Source organism: Bacillus sp. AFS002410, from assembly GCF_002556365.1.
GTDB lineage: Bacteria > Bacillota > Bacilli > Bacillales > Bacillaceae_G > Gottfriedia.
Genome location: NZ_NUEU01000099.1, coordinates 1 through 16,058, shown reverse-complemented (window position 1 = coordinate 16,058; position 16,058 = coordinate 1). Strand labels below are relative to the sequence as shown.

General features: G+C 30.2%; 21 protein-coding genes. All 21 read left to right on the top strand.

Going from position 1 to position 16,058, the window contains the following annotated elements; genetic code table 11:
* Position 1 precedes the first annotated feature (1 nt).
* Positions 2-160: a DUF3953 domain-containing protein gene (locus CN692_RS27290; protein ID WP_373604999.1), complete on the top strand. Its 159-nt coding sequence runs from the start codon at positions 2-4 to the stop codon at positions 158-160.
* A 443-nt stretch (positions 161-603) separates the two neighbouring features.
* On the top strand, positions 604-1,029 hold the full coding sequence (locus CN692_RS23695) for a hypothetical protein (protein ID WP_098121595.1): 426 nt from the start codon (positions 604-606) through the stop codon (positions 1,027-1,029).
* A gap of 301 nt (positions 1,030-1,330) precedes the next feature.
* Complete coding sequence (locus CN692_RS23690) at positions 1,331-1,555, top strand: hypothetical protein (protein WP_098121594.1); 225 nt, start codon at positions 1,331-1,333, stop codon at positions 1,553-1,555.
* A 164-nt stretch (positions 1,556-1,719) separates the two neighbouring features.
* Entirely contained in the window at positions 1,720-1,914 is a 195-nt protein-coding gene (locus tag CN692_RS23685) for a hypothetical protein (RefSeq protein WP_098121593.1), read from the top strand.
* 533 nt (positions 1,915-2,447) lie between these two features.
* Complete coding sequence (locus tag CN692_RS23680) at positions 2,448-2,690, top strand: hypothetical protein (RefSeq protein WP_098121592.1); 243 nt, start codon at positions 2,448-2,450, stop codon at positions 2,688-2,690.
* A gap of 516 nt (positions 2,691-3,206) precedes the next feature.
* Positions 3,207-3,923: an alpha/beta fold hydrolase gene (locus tag CN692_RS23675; protein ID WP_257144111.1), complete on the top strand. Its 717-nt coding sequence runs from the start codon at positions 3,207-3,209 to the stop codon at positions 3,921-3,923.
* Between the two features lie 91 nt (positions 3,924-4,014).
* Positions 4,015-4,941, top strand: a complete 927-nt coding sequence (locus CN692_RS23670; protein WP_098121590.1) for a hypothetical protein — start codon at positions 4,015-4,017, stop codon at positions 4,939-4,941.
* Positions 4,942-5,101: 160 nt separating this feature from the next.
* A complete protein-coding gene (locus CN692_RS23665) occupies positions 5,102-5,917 on the top strand; it encodes a lipid II flippase Amj family protein (protein WP_098121589.1) in 816 nt (271 codons plus the stop codon).
* A gap of 99 nt (positions 5,918-6,016) precedes the next feature.
* Entirely contained in the window at positions 6,017-6,355 is a 339-nt protein-coding gene (locus CN692_RS23660; RefSeq protein WP_098121588.1) for an NIPSNAP family protein, read from the top strand.
* 89 nt (positions 6,356-6,444) lie between these two features.
* Entirely contained in the window at positions 6,445-6,999 is a 555-nt protein-coding gene (locus CN692_RS23655) for a histidine phosphatase family protein (protein ID WP_098121587.1), read from the top strand.
* A 173-nt stretch (positions 7,000-7,172) separates the two neighbouring features.
* On the top strand, positions 7,173-7,844 hold the full coding sequence (locus CN692_RS23650; RefSeq protein WP_142317569.1) for an HAD hydrolase-like protein: 672 nt from the start codon (positions 7,173-7,175) through the stop codon (positions 7,842-7,844).
* A gap of 120 nt (positions 7,845-7,964) precedes the next feature.
* Entirely contained in the window at positions 7,965-8,975 is a 1,011-nt protein-coding gene (locus CN692_RS23645) for a class I SAM-dependent methyltransferase (protein WP_098121585.1), read from the top strand.
* An 86-nt stretch (positions 8,976-9,061) separates the two neighbouring features.
* On the top strand, positions 9,062-9,727 hold the full coding sequence (locus tag CN692_RS23640; RefSeq protein ID WP_098121584.1) for an HAD family hydrolase: 666 nt from the start codon (positions 9,062-9,064) through the stop codon (positions 9,725-9,727).
* A gap of 176 nt (positions 9,728-9,903) precedes the next feature.
* Entirely contained in the window at positions 9,904-10,029 is a 126-nt protein-coding gene (locus CN692_RS26925; protein WP_179874539.1) for a FeoB-associated Cys-rich membrane protein, read from the top strand.
* Between the two features lie 152 nt (positions 10,030-10,181).
* A complete protein-coding gene (locus CN692_RS23635; RefSeq protein WP_098121583.1) occupies positions 10,182-10,991 on the top strand; it encodes a class I SAM-dependent methyltransferase in 810 nt (269 codons plus the stop codon).
* Between the two features lie 355 nt (positions 10,992-11,346).
* A complete protein-coding gene (locus CN692_RS23630) occupies positions 11,347-12,273 on the top strand; it encodes an AAA family ATPase (protein WP_098121582.1) in 927 nt (308 codons plus the stop codon).
* Entirely contained in the window at positions 12,270-13,367 is a 1,098-nt protein-coding gene (locus CN692_RS23625) for a DUF58 domain-containing protein (protein WP_098121581.1), read from the top strand. Before CN692_RS23630 ends, CN692_RS23625 begins: the two co-directional genes overlap by 4 nt.
* A gap of 12 nt (positions 13,368-13,379) precedes the next feature.
* Positions 13,380-14,078 (top strand): LPXTG cell wall anchor domain-containing protein, encoded by a 699-nt coding sequence (locus tag CN692_RS23620; protein WP_098121580.1) that lies wholly within the window; start codon positions 13,380-13,382, stop codon positions 14,076-14,078.
* Positions 14,079-14,271: 193 nt separating this feature from the next.
* On the top strand, positions 14,272-14,619 hold the full coding sequence (locus tag CN692_RS23615; protein ID WP_098121579.1) for a DUF2538 family protein: 348 nt from the start codon (positions 14,272-14,274) through the stop codon (positions 14,617-14,619).
* A 297-nt stretch (positions 14,620-14,916) separates the two neighbouring features.
* Positions 14,917-15,309, top strand: a complete 393-nt coding sequence (locus tag CN692_RS23610) for a hypothetical protein (protein WP_098121578.1) — start codon at positions 14,917-14,919, stop codon at positions 15,307-15,309.
* A 247-nt stretch (positions 15,310-15,556) separates the two neighbouring features.
* Positions 15,557-16,024: a hypothetical protein gene (locus tag CN692_RS23605; protein WP_098121577.1), complete on the top strand. Its 468-nt coding sequence runs from the start codon at positions 15,557-15,559 to the stop codon at positions 16,022-16,024.
* The last annotated feature ends 34 nt before the right edge of the window (positions 16,025-16,058 follow it).

Here is a 16,058-nt window from a genome sequence, read left to right as displayed (position 1 = left end):
AATGAATGAGACGGAATTAATGCTACATTATATGTTCCTTATCTTAGGATTAGTGTTCTTGATGTCAGGATTAAGAGAATTTCGCTTAAACAACAAAAGAACATATTTTCATTTTTTTGTAGCTTTGTTGTGTTTAGTAGATTTTTTCATATGGAATTAATGAAAGAGAGTTGTATTATATGAATCTATTTAGATTCTTTATTTATCTAGTCGTTTTTTCTATTATTGGTATAGCAAATAATTATTTTTTTAAGGGGTTTAGTGATCAAGTCCTTCACATTAATAATAAACTTGTTGTTTCAATGATTAAGACACTTGTTGATTTGATTATTTTATATTTCACATTTAAGCTATATTTCAACGTGAAAAATAAGCTAAGATACAAAATCTTAATTCATATTGGTGCTTTTATTGTGGGAACGGTTATTTTAGTCATAATAAGTAATAATATTGATTTGTAAAATTATTGATGTTCAGAGAATACAATAGTTTAAGAACATGAGGTACTAGGGGTTTTTTGAATTAAAATTCTATCTAAGTAAAAATAAAATAAATTTTATAAAATTAGTATTCATATAGTGAGACTGAGAGGTGGTCATTTATTTGAATAAATTTATAAAGTTCGTTGGGTTTCTACTATTAATCACAATTGTTTTTAGTGGTGGTTTTATTAGCGCGAAATTACTTTATAACAAACCAACAAGGGAGATACAAGTGGGATATGAAGAACCAGGTCAACAAGGTGTGATCGAAATACGTAAGGTTATTAATGATGTAAATAATCAAGACAAAATTGATTTTATCCAACAAATGCTAACCTTTGCTAAGCAAATTAACGTTAATAAAAAAGACCTTGGAAAATCAGATTTACACTTGTTTATCAATAGTCCAAAACAAGGGATCCGTTTGATGGAAATACGAATATGGTTTACTGATGATGGTGCGATTATTGATATGGGAGATTATCGAAAAATTGATCAATCGGAAGCAAAAATATTAAAGAAAATGCTTGGATATAAGGAACAATAGAAACTTCATTAAGTAACTAACCATTCCACATGTTGAAAATCAAGAACTGCTTAGATGCAGTTTTTTTAATTAAATTAAATGTCATAATTAGTTTAATATCGATTATGCGACTTTATATGAAAAATTGTGAAATTCCCCCAAATTTATACAATTCAGATGAAGTGGATAATTAAGTAAGAATTATTAACGAGGGAATCGAAGTACATATAATAGTTTAAAGTGTGTTTGATTTTAAAAATAATAAATTACAAAGGATAAAACATTATGAAATATATCGAATTTTCATTGAGGTATTATTACTATGAAGTGTGATCTAACAGGTTTTGGTTTGGGGATTTTTCTAGTATTACTCGGAGGAATGTTTCTATTTATAAATACAAAAGGTAAGTCAAACATAATAAAAATCTTATCCATTTTTTCACTTGAAGGTGGGGCATTATTATTAGGCTTGTTAATCGCACTACTCTCAATTCTTCAACTATTAGGTGTTGGACAAGGAACATGTAAAAGTTCTTTATTCAATTAACTCATAAAAAAATAGGGGGAAAATAAATACAAGCCAATAAGTCTCATTTACAAACTTATTTCCATTTAAGATAGCGTACTTCAAAGTGAATTAATAAAGGTCTTAGATAAAGATTATAGAATTATTAATTAGACATAAATTATGACAGCTTTTATGGAGGACTTATGATTTCTAATAAAAGTGTTTATAAATTCATTATTAGAGCATTGTTGTTTTCGATTACCTATTTTTTTATAAGAACTTTCATTTTTCATGCAACGGATCTTAATTCTACATTAATGGGTGCTATTGTTGGCGGGTTTGTAGGGTTTTTATTTCAATTAATCGTAACGAAGCCAGTTGAAAATAAAATTACTTAATAAAGTTTGATAAATTCTTTAAATGATTAAACGTTATATGTTAATTGAACAACTCGATCGGCTGCGTAGTCGATTTTTTTAATTAATTAGAATCAAAAAATATTACACGAAACCAATTAAATTAGAGATGATACATTTCCGCAAACTTAGAAACACATCAACTTTAGATATAATATCTAGTGAGTTATTCATTAAAAACTATTTAAGGAGAAATAGAGAATGTTTTTTTTTATTCAAATATTAGTTTTTAGTTTAATCATGGGTATTATTATTACTATTGCGAGGGTGTTATCTAAATGATCAAAAAAGTAATGTAGATTAATATTTATGATAGGAAAGGTTATATCTTTGCTTGTGTTATTTTCTAATGTAATAAAGGTTTAGTTTATTTTATTGAAAGATTCTCAGAATAATTGAGTGTTTTGGAGGGTAGAAAAGAACTCTTATAAGATCATGTAGGTAAAATAATAATCGAAATTAAATTTCTTGAAAAATTAATGTACATTTCGCTTAATAGATTAGGAGGTAAGGATTTGCTTAAAAAGATCAGTTTAATATCTCTATTAACTGCAATCATTTTACAAGTTTACGGTTTTTTTACTAACAAATTTTGGATCCTGATACCATATACATTTTTCATATTAGGAATCATGCTTTTCTTACTAGGATTACAGGAAAAAGGAAAAGTTAGAAGAAATCTTTTCATCATGACGGGGAGTACTGTTTTTATGGGATTTATAAGATTGTTAACTAATTACTATGGAACAAATTTTTAAGCTTATATTGACTGAGATGTATTCATAATACATGGATGGCTAGTTAACCTAATAATGAACGCACCCTTAATCAGTAAAAAAGTACTAACGTTTTTACAATTGAATATATCAAAAGCAAGAGTTAAAAAATTGAGGTGGAAAATGAAAAAGTATTTGCGATTAATGATGAGTGCGTTGTGCCTTTTATTAATGATTGCAAGTTTTTTTATCTCGGATCATAACATTCAAAGAGGAATATTTGTACTGATTATCTTAATTTCTTTTAGTACCTCGATACAAGGAATATTCAATCGTAAGAATAATAGAGATAAAAAAGTGGTGTTTAACAGTATTATTGCTCCTTTAGCTTTAATGATAATGTGTATATTATTATTGAAGAATTAATAGATATATTTGTTATCTCATAGGAGCCATAATGGCTCTTTTTTACTATATTAAACTAGTTATAAAGGAAATCATTACCATTTTATAGAATGTTAATATATAAAAATAATGATTTTCAGAGGAGATATATTAATGCAAAAAGTTGATATAGGGGGAATAGAACTAAATTACGAGTTTTTTGGAAATAAAGATGCTAATGTAACTATGGTATTCGATTCTGGCTATGGCTGGGACTTAAGTAATTGGAATTCAATTAGAAATGAAGTATCACAGTTTTCTATGATGTTTATTTATGATCGGGCAGGTATTGGGGAAAGTGGAAAAGACAATAGACCACGTCATAGTAGGCAAAATGTTGATAACCTCCGTACTTTACTACAAAAAGCAGGAGTAAAGCCACCGTATGTATTAGTTGGACATTCTTTTGGTGGAGCAAATGTTAGGTTATTCGCAAGTGAATATCCTGAAGAGGTTGCTGGGGTAATTCTCTTAGATTCAGTTCATGAGGATCAAAATAAGTTTATGGCTCCTCTCTTTTCAGATAAAGTAAAACAAGAATATTTTGATCAATTTAAATTTGAAGCTACATTAGATGAGTTTGAAGAAAGTCTTGAACAAATTCGTGAGTCTAAGTCGCTCGGTAATATTCCGCTGCTTGTGGTTACGGGTGGTACACAACCTTATCATACTCCGGAGTCGTGGGTTTACTGGGCAAAATTTCAAGAAGAACTTGTTAAATTGTCCTCAAATAGTAAGCATATAATAATTGATGATGCTGGACATGCAGTACACATTGATCGTCCAGATGCAGTGATTAAGGCATTAAAGAATTTTTATGCATTTGTTTAATAGAAATAATAAACAAACTCGTGTATAACCGCATGCATTAGTTGAAGTAATAGAATATTGGTTCCGCTAGGATAAATATAGGTGAAAAATAATGTATAAAGTAAAACATAATAAAATTACTAAAGAAGTATTAAAAGAATTGGATCAAAAATTTGTCCCGGATGTTGATTACTTTTATTTTGAGGATCGACCAAACTTTGTTTTAGTGAATGAGCGTGAGACAGTTGATTTGTCATTAGATTTAAAAACCTCTTACTTGCCGTGGAATATTTCTGCAAAAGCTCGATATATAGCTATTGTATCTAATGAGGAGTTTCTTAGTTGGGAGGAAGAGTTACAAAAAGCTGTTTTAATAGAACAAATACGCCTAAATAGGGGTTACATATTTGAGTTAGATGAATTACGAAAAGTAATAGGGGACATTCCAGTTGAGGTACAGAATGCACTCGATACTTTTTCGATTAATATTGATGGGATGAAAATGATTACACTGCAAGGATTTTTATGGGAAAATTTTCTGACTGAAATAAGAACAAATATATTACTTTATGTAGCAAATATGTTTGTAGACATGGATTCCATTTCAGATGTAAGTTATTTGAATGCCTTAAAGAGAGAATATCCAAGCATCGTTTCGTTACTGAATACATTTGGAAGTAAAAATGGACCGAACTGCTTAGGTGCGGAGTTAATAGCATTGCAAAAGGATGAAGATACAATAACATCTTATTTAAATAAATGGGTACTTCCAGCTGAATTTTATAAAGAACTGAAAAATAAAGATTATGTGAGAATTGAAACAGATTCGATCCAATCAAATGACGTATTGATATGGGAAAAGGATCACAATACCTTTCATTCGTGTTTCGTATTGAGTAATGGCTTAGTATTTAATAAACAAGGGCAAACGATGTTTAATCCATACCAATGTCTCCCACTAGAGGATGTTCTTAATAATTGGAATTGGGTTGAGGCTTCTGGCGGTCATTTAGTTATTTACAGAAAAAATGAAGTTTAATTTCTTGAATACTAAACGACTACTTTTGCAGTTGAATTATTGAATAAGGAGGATTCAATGTTAATCTATTGAATTAAATAAATTAGCTGACGGTAGTAAAAAATAACTTAATAATACTATTTATGAATTATTCGAGTTTAAGAAAGACTGAGGAATTATTATGGAAATAATTACAGGAAAAGTGATCATTATATCTGTGTTTATATTTATTGTGACAATGATAGAAACTTTAGCATATTCGACTAGAATATCTGGTGCACGAGTAAAATTAATTGCAACTGCATTATCTTTATTTAGTACTTTGGTAATTGTTTCAAGGTTTTCTACAATGATTCAGCAACCTTTAACGGCCAAACTTATTGCGCAAGCACCAGATACAAACAAATTAGCTTATTTAGAGGAACAGTATAGGATTTTAATTGGGGTAACATCAATAGGAGTACTATTTGGTATACTTTTATTCCCTACTTTTGTAAATATATTTTCAAGGGCAATTATTCAATTATCGAATCAACGTGGTTCCGTTGTAGGGCTGTTTATTAGTCAGTTTAATCGAAATGGATTTACTAAGATTATTAAGTGTTTTAGAGTTCCAAGTTTATCTTATTTAAAAGGTATAACGTTAAAAACGATTCCAAAACGTCTGTTTGTTATAAATGTAATTATCACATCTGTATACACAATATCTGTACTTTCTTCAATCTATGCATCAATGTTAGTACCGAAAGATCTTACTCAGGCTGCATTAATGTCGTCTGGAATTGTTAATGGTATATCTACAATTTTATTAACTTTATTTATTGACCCTAAAGCTTCTGTTTTAGCAGATCGAGTTATGAAAAAACAAAGTGATTATATTTATTTGAAAAGTTATTCGTTAACTATGATTAGTTCTAAATTTATAGGGACACTCTTTTCTCAAATTTTATTTATTCCCGCTGCTTACTATGTTGCATGGTTTGCAAAGTTCATATAAGTTCCTAAAAAACAACTGATTTATATGATTGTTTAACTTGGAGTCGATAAACAATAATCGACTCCTATTTTACTACTAATTTTAAAGGAGATAGATTTTATGTTCTATAGAAGGAAATATTACATCGTAAAGAATGATTTTGTAGAAGCGTTTAATGAACATTTTAATGAAACGAATTTACCTAATCAACTTAAGCATGGTGCAAGATTGACAGGAAGATGGATGACTTCTCATGATGCAACAACTACAGAAATATTCGCTATTTGGGAGTATGACAGCTATGAAAAGTATCAAGAAATTGAAGCGAATGTTAGAGGCGATCAAGAACATGTACAACGAGTTCAAAATTGGTATGAAAAACATGGCGGTAGAACTAAAGTATTTGAAGAATATTGTTTGGAAGTTAGAAATGAAGAGTTGATATCGACTTTGAAATAAAAAAACATAGTCAATTTAATTATGTTAAAATCCGTTCCCTAAACACTGCATAGATAATATTAAACTAATAGATTAATAGGGAGATTTCTATGTTAACTAACTTATACTTTGTAAGACATGCACATTCTACATATACTCCTGGTGAATTGGGGCGTCCATTATCAAAGAGAGGTTTTTCTGACGCACTAATAGTAGCAGATCTACTTTTAAAAGAAAAAATTGACTTTGTTGTTTCAAGTCCTTATACCCGTGCTATTCAAACTGTCGAAGCGGTTGCCAAATCGTTAAAAAAAGAAATTGTCATTGAAGAGAATTTTAAAGAACGAGAACTCTCAAAAAAACCCGTTGAGGACTTTAATTTTGCCATAACTCAAGTTTGGAAGAATTTTAACTTATCTTGGGAGGGTGGAGAATCAAACGTTATTGCACAGAAAAGAGGAATTGAGGCTACGAAGAAGATTTTAAAAGATTACGAGGGAAAGAATGTTGTAATAGGAACACATGGTAATATTATGGTTCTAATTATGAATTATTTTGATCAGAAATATGACTTTGAATTTTGGAATGACCTGACAATGCCAGATATCTATAAATTTACTTTTGAAGGTGAATCTTTAATTGAAGTGAATAGAATATGGAAGTGAAACTATGCTTAACTTGATAAGTAAGTAGAGACTGATTGAACAAAAAATTGCTTAACTGTAGCCTAGTTTAATAGGAATCTGCATTTAAATTAATATAAATTAATCTCATATGAATTATTTTAATAGACTAACTTAAGAAAAAACTAATCACATTTCAAATGGAGATGATCGAATTGCAACAGGCACTTATATTTGATATGGATGGAACATTATTTCAAACTGATAAAATTTTAGAGCTATCACTTGAAGATACATTTGATCACTTAAGATCACTAAATTTATGGAACTCAGTAACACCTATTGATAAGTATCGTCAAATAATGGGCGTACCTTTACCGAAAGTTTGGGAGGCTTTATTACCTGAGTATTCTATGGAAGTACGAGAACAGACAGATGCTTTTTTCCAGGAAAGATTAATTGATAATATTAATAATGGGAATGGAGCATTATATCCTAATGTAAAAGAGATTTTTGCTTTTTTAAAAGAAAATAATTATTCGATTTACATAGCGAGTAATGGTTTAACAAACTATTTAAGTGCAATTGTTAAGTATTATCAGATAGATAATTGGGTTACAGAAACGTTTAGTATTCAGCAAATTCAATCGCTAAATAAGAGCGAATTAGTTAAAACCATTCTTAAAAAGTATGAAATCATGGACGGAGCTGTAATAGGAGATCGCTTATCTGACATAAATGCAGCTAAGGATAATAATTTAATGGCGATTGGATGTAGGTTTGATTTTTCACAAGAAGATGAACTCAAACAAGCAGATTTGGTAATTGATGATTTAATTCAATTAAAAAATGTTTTTCCTAAATCGAATGGTCTGATAAGTAGCTAAAGCATGGGTAAATTCTATATTTGAAAAGCGGTCAGCATTCATTTGCTGGCTTTTTTAAATCATATAAATCAATATTCTGAGAAAAAATAAGTTATTTTTTAATCCGGTTTGTGTACACAAATGCTTAATGAAAACCTTAAAGCGTGCTATGTTCTTATTAGAAATGATTGGGAGGGGAAGAACATCAAGCGTAAGAGTATTCACTTTAGAATCAATGAAACAATTTTAGAAAAATTTGAAGATGCATTAATCTATGAGGGAATAAATAAAACAGAATTTCTAACCCATGCAATTCAAAATTTTTGTGCAAAAGTGGCATCACAAAAAATGAATGATGTGAAACGTCAATATGAAGCTAGTACACATTTGCAAGTACGAATTGATACACATATATTGTACGAAGAAAAACGGGTAGATTTAGATGAATGGGTTATTAAGCTATTAAATTTAACAAAAGATGAAAAGATACTAGACATTGGATGTGCGACTGGGGCATTCCTTTCGATACTACAAACAAGAGGTCATAGTGGAGTACTTACCGGACTTGATCAGTCATCAAAAATGATTGAAGAAGCAACTATGAACTCAAAACAAAAGAATTTAACTATTGAATGGATTATAGGTGATGCAAGAAAACTTCCTTTTTCAAACAATTCATTTGATTGGCTAGTAGCAAGACATATGCTTTATCATGTGCCAAATCTTCAAGAAACAATAGAAGGTTTTAATCGAGTTATTAAACCAAACGGAGGGCTAATTACTACTACAAATTCTCGTGATTCATTACCAAAAATTATGGAGCTTTGTAATGACATGCTATTTGAATTTGGCTTCCCTGAAAGAGTTTCGCCTGCTGCTCCATTTTGTATAGAGAATGCAAAAGAACTGTTAAACTCAACTTTTGATAGAGTAGAAGAAACAGTGATTTCTAATTCATTAATTTTTGAACAACCAGAGCCGATCATGAATTATGTAATCAGCATGTTTCCGTCATTAAATATACCGCAAGATACTGGCTTATACACTGATATGAAAAAATGGTTAAAAGTTGAGGTTGAGAATAGATTAGCCGGTAATGGAGGAGTTTGGCGTGATCCTAAGGATGTAGGGTTCTATTTATGTAGAAAATAAGATGTGAAATAATCTATTAGAATTAAAGTTTTCCAAAAAATATTATGGTAATATTAGTAGAGTTCTAATAGGAAGGACAGGTTATTATGGACAAATACAAGATAATATTATTTGATTTAGATGGAACACTTTCAGATCCAAAAGTAGGTATTACGAAATCAGTTCAATATGCATTAGAGAAAATGGAAATAATTGAACCTGATCTTGATAAGCTTGAATGCTTTATAGGACCACCTTTACAAGAATCGTTTGCCGAATATTACAATTTTGATCAACCAAAGATTCAAAAAGCAATCGAGTATTATAGAGAGAGATTCACAGAGAAAGGGATGTTTGAGAATGAATTATACTCAAATATTTCTTCGTTATTAAAATCCCTAAAAGACCATCAATTTATTTTAGTTGTCGCAACATCTAAACCAACAGTATTTTCTGAAAAAATACTAAACTACTTTAAGATTGATCAGTATTTTGATCTTATTGTTGGAAGTAATCTTGACGGAACTAGATCATCAAAAACTGAAATTATCCAATACATAATTGATCAATACGAAGAGTTCGATTTGGATAATTTTATTATGATTGGTGACAGAAAACATGATATCATTGGAGCAAATAATAGTGGTATTGATTCGATAGGAGTTACTTATGGATATGGATCAGTTGAAGAACTGAATAATGCTAACTCTACAAATATTGTAAAAAGCGTAGATGAACTAAATGAATTATTGCTAGGGAATTTAGTTAAGTAAATACCGTTCATACAAGTAGATCAAATTAAAGTTTAAATTGATCATTGTATAAGTAAACACCAATGGGCTGCTTCGGTAGTCTTTTTTTTGACTAAAACGAGTTTTATATGAATAAAGGAAGTTTATGTAAATTATTGAATAGTATAATATATACCTTTTAAGTGGAGGAACGATGTATGATAAGTAGTTTAAGTTCAAATGATTGGATGTCTGGAACTACTGCATTGGTTACATTGATTTCTTTAGGAGTTGCAGCATTTATCCTATTCAAACATAGAAAAAATAAGAAAACTGACAATTAAAATCAAACTGATTTAACTCTACAGTTAGGTGAACTGCAAAATCGACTTTATGGTCGATTTTTTTTATTTCGATTAACGGTGCACTTTTGATAGAAGGATTGAAAGGGGGTATATAGAAATAAGAATAAAAAGGAAGAAATTAGGTGGGTTTTTTGAGTAAAATAATTAGTTATTACAATCAATTTGATGAGTGGGGAAGGCTTGAACGTGAACCAATTGAATTCCAAGTTAATTGGCACTATATAAAAAAATATTTACCTAAAACAGGCTGCATACTTGATAATGGCGCAGGACCAGGAAAATATTCAATGGAGCTTGCTAAAGATGGCTATCGAGTAACTTTAACGGATTTAACACCAAGACTTGTTGAAATTGCTAAAAATAAAGCTCTAGAGTTTCAACTAGATAGACAATTTGATGGATTCTATTCTGCTGATGCAAGAGAACTAAGTATGTTCAGTGATGAGCAGTTTGATGCATCATTAATGCTTGGTCCGATGTATCATTTACAAGAAGAAAAAGATCGTATTCAAGCTGTGAATGAGTTAAATAGAGTGACAAAAAAGAATGGTCTAGTTTTTGTCGCTTTTATGCCGAGAATCAGACATGTATTTTCTTCACTTTTATCTCCAAATAACTGGAGGCCAAATGATAATATGGATACTATTCTCGAGTTTTCTCAATCTGGTTGCTTTAATCATGCAGATGAGGGGCGTTTTACTGGAGCGTATTATTTTAATATTGAAGACATCAATCCTTTTATGGAACAACAAGGTTTTGAAACTTTAGAATTAATAGGGTCAAATGTTGGAACTATTTTAAACGATGAAAGTTGGAATTACTGGAGAAATAAAGGCGAATCTGAAGTGGAAAAAATTATTAGTTTACTTATAGAAAAAGCAACAGATCCATATATTCTTGGTACTTCCTCTCACCTTCTTTATATTGGCATGAAGAAATAAAACATAATTAATATTTTAGCCTGAGTTGTTTCGTAACGTTCGAATTTTATAATTGACAATAATTCTTGGTAATTAATTTTAAGAAGTCTTAGAGATTTTAATAAAAAGGTTTTCCTGATTGTGGCTAAAAACATCAAGAAAACCTTTTTATTTTATATTAATCTCTAAATATCGCACTCTGACTTTATGGATTTTTATATCCGAGTAATTATTTATAGAAGAAACGAGTTTTTGTTTGTAATAGAAAAAACAATTATCAGAAAAATGTAAATATAGTGTATAATTTTAGAAAGGAATAATTTTACAATTATAGAAATTATTAACTTTAATAGTAAAGAAAGATAGGAGTCTAACAATGTCAATTAATAACATTAAACAAAACATCTCAAACGTACTAATTGGACAAGAAGAAGCAATTGATTTACTAATGATTGGTTTGATTGCCAATGGTCATATATTGCTAGAAGATGTTCCTGGTACTGGTAAAACGACTCTTGCCAAAAGTTTAGCGAAATCAATTAATGCTGATTTTAAACGAATTCAGTTTACAGCGGATACACTTCCGGGTGATGTAACAGGTCTTGAATATTTTGATCTAAAAGTAGCAGATTTTAAAACAAGAAAAGGTCCGATTTTTTCAAACATAGTTTTAGTGGATGAAATCAATCGTGCTGTACCACGAACTCAATCTGCTCTTCTTGAAGTAATGGAAGAAAGGACAGTTACTATTGCTGGCCAAACACATCAACTACCTTCACCTTTCCTTGTTTTAGCAACCCAAAATCCATTAGAATCAGCAGGTACATTCCCACTTCCTGATGCACAACTTGATCGTTTTTTACTGACGATTCGCCAAGGATATCCTACTTTACAGCAAGAAAAGGAAATGATTTTAAGATTTAAAGAGAGTAATCCGATCAGTGATTTAAAAAATGTTATTACATGTGAAGAAATTATCTCTTTTCAAGAAGAATCCAAAAAAGTATCGATCCATGATGAAGTGCTTGATTACTTACTTCAAATTATAAATGAATCGAGAAACCATGAACAAATCGAGATTGGCGTTAGTCCACGTGGCACACTTGCTTTTACGAGAGCAATTCAAGCAAGAGCTATTTTAAATGGACGGGATTATTGCACCCCGGAAGATGTAAGAATGCTTGCAATACCTGTGTGCAGTCACCGATTAATATTAACTATTGAAGGTGAAATGAAAACAACGAAGCAACGCATCATAGCTGAAATTTTGGAATCTGTATTCGCTCCAGTTGAACAAGTATGAAAAAGAGTTATCACTATCATTTTTTAGCACAACCAATAACGATTCTTTTCTCTGCTTGTTTAACGACTTTATTTTCAATTTTTAGTCATACGGTTTATTATCTTGCAATTTGTTTTGTTCATTTAATTCTAGTTTTATATGCACGTTACTACGCAAGAAAATGTGTAGTGAACTTGGAAGTGAAATTAAAGCAAGATTATCTATTTACCGATGAAGAAACGGATTGTGTCATTACATTTCAGAATCTTACATTGCGCACTATTTATGAAATTTCTTTCCAATTTGCATCTGATGAAGCTTTACAATGGGAACATGAATCGTTTGTTCAAAATAAGTTCAAAACGAATTATTATGTAATTTCTTTTTCTATGAAAGGTAGAGAAAACAAGGTATTTACATTCAAAACACGTGCGTTGAAAAGAGGAAAGTTCAACTGGCAAGATGCAAATTTAGTTGTGAAAGATCCATTGCGTCTTGTTACCATATATTTTGCGAATCAACAAACACCTATTTTTCATGTATACCCCAATATGAGAAAAGTACATATACCAGAGAACAAGGAATTCCAGGGGCAGCGAAAAGCGTTAGTTTCACCACTTTATGATGAAACAAAACTAATTGGTGTGAAACGATATGAAAGTGAAGACTTTCGTTCGATTCACTGGGGTGCAACCGCAAAAAGTGGAGAATTAATGGCGAAAAAATACGCTTTTACTCAAAGTGATCGATACGCTATTTTTGTCAATTTAGCAGATCAAAAGGGTTTTTCATTTCATCATAAAAGTGACGAACTCATAGAACTAGCAATTGGGACATGTAAACAATTGATTCAGCAAAATTGTTCTTTTGAAATATGGATTAACCGTGAAACTCCAAAAGGGTTAACCCATTTACCAACAGGTAAAAACAGAAAACAACTGCAAGCAGCCTTAATTTTGTTCTCGTATATTAATGATGGAGATTCTCCAATTTCTTCTGATGCTTTTTATCGTTGTGGATTTCGGAATAAGATACTTGATGCTACTCCAATTGTCATTGGAATTCCGCCAAGAGAATTGTCACGTAAAAATCATTGGATTCAAATAACAGGGTAGGAGGGAGAAGAATTGGATTATTACAAACGGTTGAGTCGAATGCTATTGATTGCCATTACTATTTCTCTCTTACTGTCAGTTGGTATTCTCATGACACAACAAATGATAAGATCATCACTCTCGCATGATAACACTTCTGATCATACCATATCAGCGCTCTCTCTTTTTTTTAACTCTGATAACGGCAAAGAAGGCAATGGAGAAAAGCTATTTTCTTGGAAAGGAGACGATAAAACAGAGATAGGAAACGGAAAACCAGTTAAAGGAGAAAAAATACCAGAAATTAATTCAAAAAGCAAAATGCATTCTAGTAATGTTGAGAAAGAAATGAATTGGATAATTCTTGGGATGATCACTTTAATTCTTGCTATTATTGCTTTCGTTTTTCTAAAGAAAAGAGAGAATAGGAGGTTGCAAGAAATTTCATTTGGTGTTTCCTTGCAATCAACAAAGGATACGAAACCCAATAAATATAACAAACCTATCAATGAAAAAATTCATATACCGACAGAAGAAATAAGGGTGTTGTTAATACAATGGGAAAAACAATTACCTAAAATACAGCAAAGACGCACATACGAAACAATACAACAATGGTTTGAACGGATTGATAAAAAACAAGAATTTGTTCCGCTTTACGAGAAAGTACGATATGGGAATAAAACACTTTCGATGGAAGAAATTGAGTATATACGAAAGTTACTTAATTAATTAATAAAAATAAATAGATCATACGTTAGTGATTTTAAACACTAGATTTAAAGAATTCAACAACATATTAACCTCTTAATTTAAGTCTTTCCAACTTCAAAAATTAATAAATAGACTTAAATCATGAAAACGCTTTTAATTACATATATTATTTTAATTAAAGCAGCTATCATTAAAAATAGAGGTGGGTTGGATGTACTTTATTAGCCTTGAACATGAAAAAAACTATGGTATTTTGATGAACTATTTTAAGAATGAACATCAAGATTATTTAAGGGCTTGCTATGTAGCTGCTATTCCTAAAATTTTTAATCGTATCGATTTTTCTGAGCACTTAAATGGTCCTTTTGATTGGTATTTTAAAAAAGAAAATTCAAAACTAGTTTATTCTTTAAACGATGGCGAGGGCACAAATTATTTAGTTGATCTAGGACTTCATTTCTGGTCAGGTGACAATCCTTTTAACTTAAATAATGCTTTATTTGCTTGGCGGAATAATGGCGAATATTTTAAAGTATTAGAACAAATTTGTACTATATAAATAGTAATGACCCTTTTTTAATGGGGTCATTTTTTATTTTAGATAGTAATCAATTAAAAATATCTTAACATAATGTGAATAGTATTTTAATTGAACAAGGAATTTATAAAAAAGTAAAGAATCTATTAAAAAGTAGGCTCTGTTAAAGTAGATTGTTGATTTCCTTAAGCAACTAAATGGCAGATTAGTTGGATAAGAACTTTTTAATTTATGGTAAAATATTAGAGTATTCATACTACTGAAATACAGTTTTTTTAAGTAGAAAAAATAAACCATATGCTAAGGGATGATGGAATTGTGAATTTATTATTATTAGAACCAGATGTAGCAGGTGGAATTGATCAAAATACGATTTTTTCTCAAAATCAATCTGGAGATGCAAGTGAAGTATTGTATCTTCATTATGAATTTGAAGGATGGCTTGGTGATGAAATCCTTGAAACAACACCATGTTTTATTATTACCGAAAATCTAACGAACTCAATATTACAAAGTAACCTAAGTGGAATTAAAATTGAAAATGTAGAAGTGTCGGTTACAGAAGAATTTTGCGAATGGCATCCTGGTTTAGTACTTCCAAAATTCAATCGTTTAATTCCAAATGGAAAAATAACAATAGAAGGAAATAAATATTCTTCATGGTCAGGTGACGATTTTTCAGTTTCACAAAAACATCATTTAGTTGTATAATCCAAAGCTTTTGAGGTTCTAAAAGAACATAAAATAAACTATTGCGATATAGTTGAGCTATCAGAGTATAAATCCAACTAAGGTATGGCGTTTATAAGCCTTGTACAACTAACTAATACATTAGTTGAACAACGGATCGGCTGTTTAGCCGATCTTTTTATGGAACTAAATGGCAGTTTAGTTGAACAAGGGATTAACTAAATTTCATGGAATATATTAAGGATAATAAACTCAATAGGGGATTACAATGGATATAAAATTAAATGCAGAAGTATATAAATTAGGACTAACCCTAGGATTTTTAAGAATCGAGGATGTTATAATGTGGGCAGATAATGTAATTGATCAACTTGATTTCCCACCTTATGAAATTATTGAATTATCATTATCATCAAAAGAGAATTTAGAGAAAATTATTTTAAAACTTATGATGATCCAGGGGGAGTTTGATAACGACTTACCTCCAAAAATACTACTCGGGTTACTAAATGAATACTTAAATACTACAAAAGATATGTTTAACGTCATAAAAATAATGGATAAGTTAATCAAGCATTTACCTGATAGTTGTGAATGGATAGAGTTAGAAATTCATTTTTTATCAGATGGATTTTATTTAGCTGAGCAACAAATATATGGTGAGTTGAAAGATGTCCAAAATAATCTAAGACTTTTTCTTGAACAGTTCATTGTTTATACAAAATATCTTTCTTGAGCTATGCAACTAACGCATGCGTTCGTATTATAAG

Excerpts from the sequence above, each read along its gene's own strand:
- CN692_RS23675 (WP_257144111.1), top strand. The coding sequence starts at position 3,207 with ATGCAAAAAGTTGATATAGGGGGAATAGAACTAAATTACGAGTTTTTT.
- CN692_RS23625 (WP_098121581.1), top strand. The coding sequence starts at position 12,270 with ATGAAAAAGAGTTATCACTATCATTTTTTAGCACAACCAATAACGATT.
- CN692_RS23660 (WP_098121588.1), top strand. The coding sequence starts at position 6,017 with ATGTTCTATAGAAGGAAATATTACATCGTAAAGAATGATTTTGTAGAA.
- CN692_RS26925 (WP_179874539.1), top strand. The coding sequence starts at position 9,904 with ATGATAAGTAGTTTAAGTTCAAATGATTGGATGTCTGGAACTACTGCA.
- CN692_RS23670 (WP_098121590.1), top strand. The coding sequence starts at position 4,015 with ATGTATAAAGTAAAACATAATAAAATTACTAAAGAAGTATTAAAAGAA.
- CN692_RS23640 (WP_098121584.1), top strand. The coding sequence starts at position 9,062 with ATGGACAAATACAAGATAATATTATTTGATTTAGATGGAACACTTTCA.
- CN692_RS23605 (WP_098121577.1), top strand. The coding sequence starts at position 15,557 with ATGGATATAAAATTAAATGCAGAAGTATATAAATTAGGACTAACCCTA.
- CN692_RS23615 (WP_098121579.1), top strand. The coding sequence starts at position 14,272 with ATGTACTTTATTAGCCTTGAACATGAAAAAAACTATGGTATTTTGATG.
- CN692_RS27290 (WP_373604999.1), top strand. The coding sequence starts at position 2 with ATGAATGAGACGGAATTAATGCTACATTATATGTTCCTTATCTTAGGA.
- CN692_RS23690 (WP_098121594.1), top strand. The coding sequence starts at position 1,331 with ATGAAGTGTGATCTAACAGGTTTTGGTTTGGGGATTTTTCTAGTATTA.
- CN692_RS23665 (WP_098121589.1), top strand. The coding sequence starts at position 5,102 with ATGGAAATAATTACAGGAAAAGTGATCATTATATCTGTGTTTATATTT.
- CN692_RS23685 (WP_098121593.1), top strand. The coding sequence starts at position 1,720 with ATGATTTCTAATAAAAGTGTTTATAAATTCATTATTAGAGCATTGTTG.
- CN692_RS23655 (WP_098121587.1), top strand. The coding sequence starts at position 6,445 with ATGTTAACTAACTTATACTTTGTAAGACATGCACATTCTACATATACT.
- CN692_RS23630 (WP_098121582.1), top strand. The coding sequence starts at position 11,347 with ATGTCAATTAATAACATTAAACAAAACATCTCAAACGTACTAATTGGA.
- CN692_RS23645 (WP_098121585.1), top strand. The coding sequence starts at position 7,965 with ATGCTTAATGAAAACCTTAAAGCGTGCTATGTTCTTATTAGAAATGAT.